We start from the raw sequence: 4,865 nt of genomic DNA on the forward strand, positions 1-4,865 counted from the left end.
GGACGAGGAGGAGACCTCCCGGATCGACACCGAGGACGGACAGACCCTCATCATCATCGACGTGCCCGCTGTGGAGAAGGATGACGCGGTGGTGTACTCCACTCTGCCCCTGGGCATCATCGTCACCGACAAGCACATCATCACCGTCTGCCTGAAGGAGACCTCCATTCTGAAGGATTTTCAGGACGGACTGGTGCGGTTTGCCGAAACCCAGAAGCGCACCAGCTTCATTCTCTATATGCTGTTGCAGGTTGCCAAACGCTTCCTTCAGTATCTGAAGCAGATTGACAAGATCTACAACTACATGGAGCGGCAGCTCTACAAGTCCCAGCGAAACAAGGAGCTCATTCAGCTCCTGGATCTGGAAAAGTCACTGGTCTACTTCAACACCTCGCTCAAGGCCAATGAGGTGACCCTGGAAAAGATTCTCCGGGGCCGCATCATCACCCTATATGAAGAGGACCACGACCTGCTGGAGGACGTGCTCATTGAGGTGCGCCAGGCCATCGAGATGGCTAACATCTACTCCTCCATCATCTCTGGCATGATGGACGCTTTCGCCTCCGTCATCTCCAACAATCTGAACGTGATCATGAAGGTGCTGACCTCCATCACCATCCTGCTGACCATCCCAAATATCTTCTTCAGTTTCTACGGGATGAACGTAGCCAATCTGCCCCTGGACCAGTTCTGGTGGTTCCCGCTGGCCCTGTCCGGCGTGGTGATCCTGGTGGTGGCTATTATCCTGAAAAAACGGGATCTCTTCTGAAGAAACGGTGGACCATGTCCACCGTTTTTTGAATCAAACTTTATGTGTGGATTCATATTCTGGTAACAATTACATGTTATACTGGATTATATTGGAGAGATGCACATTTCACAAAGGCGTTCTGCGGTACGCAAGGCAGAGCGGAAGAATGGAGGTTTTCTATGGCGAGCAATCCAAACTACTGCGATATCACCCCTGAGATTGAAGCGCTGGCGGCCCAGTCCCTGCAAAACAGCAGCATTGACGCGGGGGACTATGTGAAGTACGACGTCAAGCGCGGCCTCCGCGACCTCAACGGCAAGGGCGTTCTGGCGGGCCTGACCGAGATCTCCGACATCATCGCCAAAAAAATGGTGGACGGGCAGGAGATCCCCTGCGACGGCAAGCTCTACTACCGCGGCATCGATGTAGAGAAGCTGGTGGCGGGGGCGCTGAAGGAGGGGCGGTTCGGCTTTGAGGAGACCGCCTATCTGCTCCTGCTGGGCCGCCTGCCCAACGCGGCGGAGCTGGAGAGCTTTAAAAATCAGCTGGCCTACTACCGTACCCTGCCCGGCAACTTCGTGCGGGATGTCATTCTGAAGGCGCCCAGCCAGGATATTATGAACTCCCTGGCCCGCAGCGTGCTGAACCTGGCCTCCTATGACGAGCGGTGCGACGATATCTCCCTGCCCAACGTCATGCGCCAGTGTCTCCAGCTCATCGCCCTGTTCCCGGTACTCAGCGTCTACGGCTACCAGGCCTACACCTACAAGAGCGGGAACAGCCTTTACATACACGCCCCCCAGCCGGAGCTGTCCACGGCGGAGAACATCCTCTCCCTGCTGCGGCCTGACTCCTCCTACTCCTTCTGGGAGGCCCACGTGCTGGACATCTGCCTTACCCTTCATGCCGAACACGGCGGCGGCAATAACTCTACCTTCACCACCCATGTGGTCACCTCCTCCGGGACGGACACCTACTCCTGCATGGCGGCCGCCCTGGCCTCACTGAAGGGGCCCAAGCACGGCGGCGCCAACATCAAGGTCATTCGAATGTTTGAGGACATGAAAGAGCAGGTGAAGGACTGGAAGGACGAGGACGAGGTGCGCCATTACCTCCAGGCCCTGCTGGACAAGCAGGCATTTGACAGAGCTGGCCTCATTTACGGTATGGGTCACGCGGTCTACTCTCTCTCCGACCCCCGCGCCAACCTGCTCCACTCCTTTGTGGAGAAGCTGTCCCGGGAGAAGGGCCGTACGGAGGAGTATGAGTTGTACTCCCTGGTGGAGCGGCTGGGCCCCGAGATCATCGCCGGGGAGCGGAAGATGTATAAGGGCGTATCCGCCAATGTGGACTTTTATTCCGGTTTTGTCTACCACATGCTGGATCTGCCCCTGGAGCTCTATACCCCCCTCTTTGCCATGGCCCGGGTGGCCGGATGGAGCGCCCACCGTATCGAGGAGCTCATCAACATGGGCAAAATCATCCGCCCGGCCTACAAGTATGTGGGAACCCACGCGGATTATACGCCGCTTGCGGAGCGGTGACCTCAAATCCATCCGAAAGAAGTGTGTGCGGAGATGAAGTTTACGCTGGTAAAGGGCGTGCCTGAGCGGCTCGAGGAGTATCGGGAGGTCTTTTATGGCTCCAAGCTGTACGACGCCTACTTCGCCGAGGGGGACAGCCTGAATGAGAACCTGCTCCGTGCGATGGCGGACGGCGATCTCTATGTAGCCATGAGCCCCGGGGACGAGGCCGTGGGCGTCATGTATATGACCCGGAACGGCCTGGCCGGCCTGCCCTATCTGAATCTGCTGGGCGTGAAAAAGAAGTACCGGGGCCAGGGCATCGGCACGGATCTGGTCAAAATTTTCATCGGGGTTATGGAGGAAAAGAACTATCCCAATATGTTCATCATGACCAGCCAGTTCAATACGGGGGCCAAGCGGCTCTATCAGTCCCTGGGCTTCCAGCCCAAGTGCCTGCTGCACGATGTGATTCGCAAGGGCGTGTCCGAGTGGCTGTTCATGCGGCCCAACCGGAAGCTGGCGTAAAGAACATAAAGAGGAATCCCCCGGCGGTGCCGGGGGATTCCTCTTTATTTGCTCCGGCGTACCTCCAGATAGTAGTATTCCTGATCCGGTTCCAGCGGCACGGAGGTAAGTCCGGCCGCCAGATCGAAGCCGAAGTTCTGACGGACGATGGCAATCTGCTCCGTGTGGGCCAGCGCGGCGGTCTGGCGCGTGAAGGAGAGGGCGGAACCCAGCTGCGTAACCAGATCATAGCCGTATATGCCCCGGTTCTCCGTGTGGGCGCAGGCGAAGTCAAAGCTGGCCTCCTTGGGCAGGGCGGCCTCCACCTGGACGCTTTCCCCGGCGGGAATCGTGAGGGCGGCCTCCGCATAGAAGATGCGCTCCTGTATGTTGACCCAGGAGAACACATCCTCCAGCATGGTCATGTCTGCCGGCACCGCCGTGCCCAAGCCCCGGCAGAGGGTGTCAAAAAACACCTCCCTGGAGAGGGCCGCGGCGTCCAGCTCCTTGCCGTACTTGAGGGCCAGGGTGTCCGGGGGCGGGCAGAGGGCGTCCAGCACTTCCATCAGAGTGGACTCGTACCGGGTGACGGCGGCGCTCACCCCGTCCAGCTCCTCGCCGGGGTCGCAGCCCCCGTCCCGGTAGCCCTGGAGGGTGTAGGCCTCCAGAGCGCCGCCCACCGCGATGAGCAGGCGGGGTTCCCGGGCGTGGGGGGAGTCCGGCTCGGGCAGGGAGAAGCTGCGCCGGGCCCAACCCGCCTCCCGGTCAATGGAGCTGCCGTGAAAGCCGTAAGTCAGCACGGCGGGGGCGTCCTCCGACCAGGGGTAGGTCACCGCCAGGGTGGGGGCCGCGGCGTCGCTCTCCGGCCGGGTGAGGTCGGTGAAGGCGTAGACCGTCACCGGCGTGTCCAGGGCGGGGATCTCGGCGTGGGCCGCCGCCAGATCGTTCCCCTCCACCAGGGCGGCGTACTCCTCCCAGGACTCCAGACTCTGGCTCCCGCCCACGCCGGGGCGGATGACGGCGTCCAGCGCCGCGCCGTCCGCCGTCAGGGTGGGGGGATAGAGGGCGTAGAAGCTGCCGGAAAAGGGATAGACCAGGGTGACGCTCTGGTCGGTGTCGGTGGGGTTGGTGAGCACATAGGAGTCGGTGACGTCGATGTCGGTGGTGTGCCCGTCGCCCCAGGGGGCGAAGTCCAGTGTGATGGTGCGGCGGGCGGTGAGCCCGGCGTCCTCCAGGGTGGTCAGGGAAAAGACCGGTCCGGCGTAGGACTGGAAGATGCTCCCCCCGGCGTGGCCGCCTCCGCCGGCGGAGCTGCCCCCCAGCCGGGGCAGCAGCAGGGTTCCCCCCAGCAACAGGACGGCCAAGCAGGCGCACACCCCCATCCAGGGGCGGAGTCTCCGGCGGCGGGCGGGCGTCCCGGCCAGCCCGGCCACCCGGGCCCGCAGCTCCGGGGAGGCGCGGAGGGCCTCCACCTGGGCCAGATAGTCTGATTTATGCATCGTCAAAGCCTCCGATCATCCGCTCCCGCAGGGCCTGCCGCCCCCGGGCCAGCCAGGAGAGCACCGTGTTCCGCTTGGCGCCCAGTATCCTCCCGATCTCCGCGGCGGTATAGCCCTCAAAGTAGTGGAGGTAGAGGGTACTGCGGTAGGGCGCGGGCAGGGCGCGCACCTCGTCCAGGACGGAGGGCTCCGCCGCCTCCGGGGCGGGAATGGCCTCTGTCAGGGGCACCTCCGTCCGGCGCTTGGCCCGGTAGAGGTTTTTGCACTTGTTGACGGTGACCCGCAGCAGCCAGGCCCGCAGGTGTTCGGGCTCCCGGAAGCGCTTGCCGCTGCGGAGCAGGGCCTCAAAGACCTCCTGGGCCACGTCCTCGGCGTCCTGGGGCGAGGGGGCGGCGTGGAAGGCCGCGCGGTATACGGTGTCCAGATAGTGTTCCACTGCGTAGGAAAAGAGGGCGTCCCCCCGGAGCTGGTCGGCCATGGCTCTCGCTCCTTTCTGCCCTATACACACCTGAGAAGGGCGGATGATTGCATGGATTGTACCATTTTTGGCGGGAAAGCGCCAGGGGCGCGGACGTTTTTCGTCCG

Annotated in this window: 5 protein-coding genes; 3 read left to right on the forward strand and 2 right to left on the reverse strand. The window is 62.2% G+C overall.

What is annotated here, in order from left to right:
- The 3 genes from B3H64_RS00755 to B3H64_RS00765 form a co-directional block, all read left to right on the forward strand.
- Positions 1–769 (forward strand): magnesium transporter CorA family protein (locus B3H64_RS00755; protein ID WP_286732093.1); only part of this gene is annotated, 769 nt, incomplete at its 5' end.
- A gap of 161 nt (positions 770–930) precedes the next feature.
- Positions 931–2,295 carry a citrate/2-methylcitrate synthase gene (locus B3H64_RS00760; RefSeq protein WP_286732094.1) on the forward strand — a complete coding sequence of 455 codons (1,365 nt, stop codon included), beginning with the start codon at positions 931–933 and terminating at the stop codon, positions 2,293–2,295.
- A 33-nt stretch (positions 2,296–2,328) separates the two neighbouring features.
- A complete protein-coding gene (locus B3H64_RS00765) occupies positions 2,329–2,802 on the forward strand; it encodes a GNAT family N-acetyltransferase (RefSeq protein WP_007492468.1) in 474 nt (157 codons plus the stop codon).
- Between the two features lie 44 nt (positions 2,803–2,846).
- On the opposite strand, the gene B3H64_RS00770 is transcribed toward B3H64_RS00765, so the two are convergent.
- On the reverse strand, positions 2,847–4,280 hold the full coding sequence (locus tag B3H64_RS00770; protein WP_286732095.1) for a hypothetical protein: 1,434 nt from the start codon (positions 4,278–4,280) through the stop codon (positions 2,847–2,849).
- Positions 4,273–4,758, reverse strand: a complete 486-nt coding sequence (locus B3H64_RS00775; RefSeq protein ID WP_196058478.1) for an RNA polymerase sigma factor — start codon at positions 4,756–4,758, stop codon at positions 4,273–4,275. The genes B3H64_RS00770 and B3H64_RS00775 overlap by 8 nt, the downstream gene beginning before the upstream one ends.
- Positions 4,759–4,865 lie beyond the last annotated feature (107 nt).

This window comes from Intestinimonas sp. UBA1698 (assembly GCF_002320075.1).
GTDB classification, from domain to species: Bacteria; Bacillota; Clostridia; order Oscillospirales; family Oscillospiraceae; genus Intestinimonas; species Intestinimonas massiliensis.

What these genes read in the sequence shown, in the direction of transcription:
- B3H64_RS00765 (WP_007492468.1), top strand. Translation starts at nt 2,329, where the DNA reads ATGAAGTTTACGCTGGTAAAGGGCGTGCCTGAGCGGCTCGAGGAGTAT.
- B3H64_RS00775 (WP_196058478.1), bottom strand. Translation starts at nt 4,758, where the DNA reads ATGGCCGACCAGCTCCGGGGGGACGCCCTCTTTTCCTACGCAGTGGAA.
- B3H64_RS00770 (WP_286732095.1), bottom strand. Translation starts at nt 4,280, where the DNA reads ATGCATAAATCAGACTATCTGGCCCAGGTGGAGGCCCTCCGCGCCTCC.
- B3H64_RS00760 (WP_286732094.1), top strand. Translation starts at nt 931, where the DNA reads ATGGCGAGCAATCCAAACTACTGCGATATCACCCCTGAGATTGAAGCG.